Consider the following 232-nt stretch of genomic DNA (forward strand, 5'->3'; position numbering starts at 1 on the left):
GATATTCATTTAAAAGGTGGTCTAGCTCCTGGCTGTAACGAATGGCAACGGAGGATGTCAGGCCATTGCTCGTCGCGACTTGAATTAATTCAGCTCGTTTTTTTTCGATTAATGTAACTAAGTCCTTCTTTGTCACGGCCGTAGTCCTTTCCGGAGTAACCCCTAAATTTTGGAGAAAATAGAATACTAATATATCAAATTCTCATTGGAATTACTAGTATAACCTATAATG

The 232-nt window shown here is 38.4% G+C and carries 1 protein-coding gene; it reads right to left on the bottom strand.

All coding sequences use genetic code 11. The features are described from left to right. Window positions 1-136: aspartyl-phosphate phosphatase Spo0E family protein (locus tag V7137_RS09375; protein WP_335697837.1), on the bottom strand; the 136-nt coding region annotated here is incomplete at its 3' end. Between the last annotated feature and the right edge of the window lie 96 nt (window positions 137-232).

The sequence above is a fragment of the Neobacillus drentensis genome (genome assembly GCF_036962765.1).
In the GTDB taxonomy this organism is placed as follows: Bacteria; Bacillota; Bacilli; order Bacillales; family Cytobacillaceae; genus Neobacillus; species Neobacillus drentensis_C.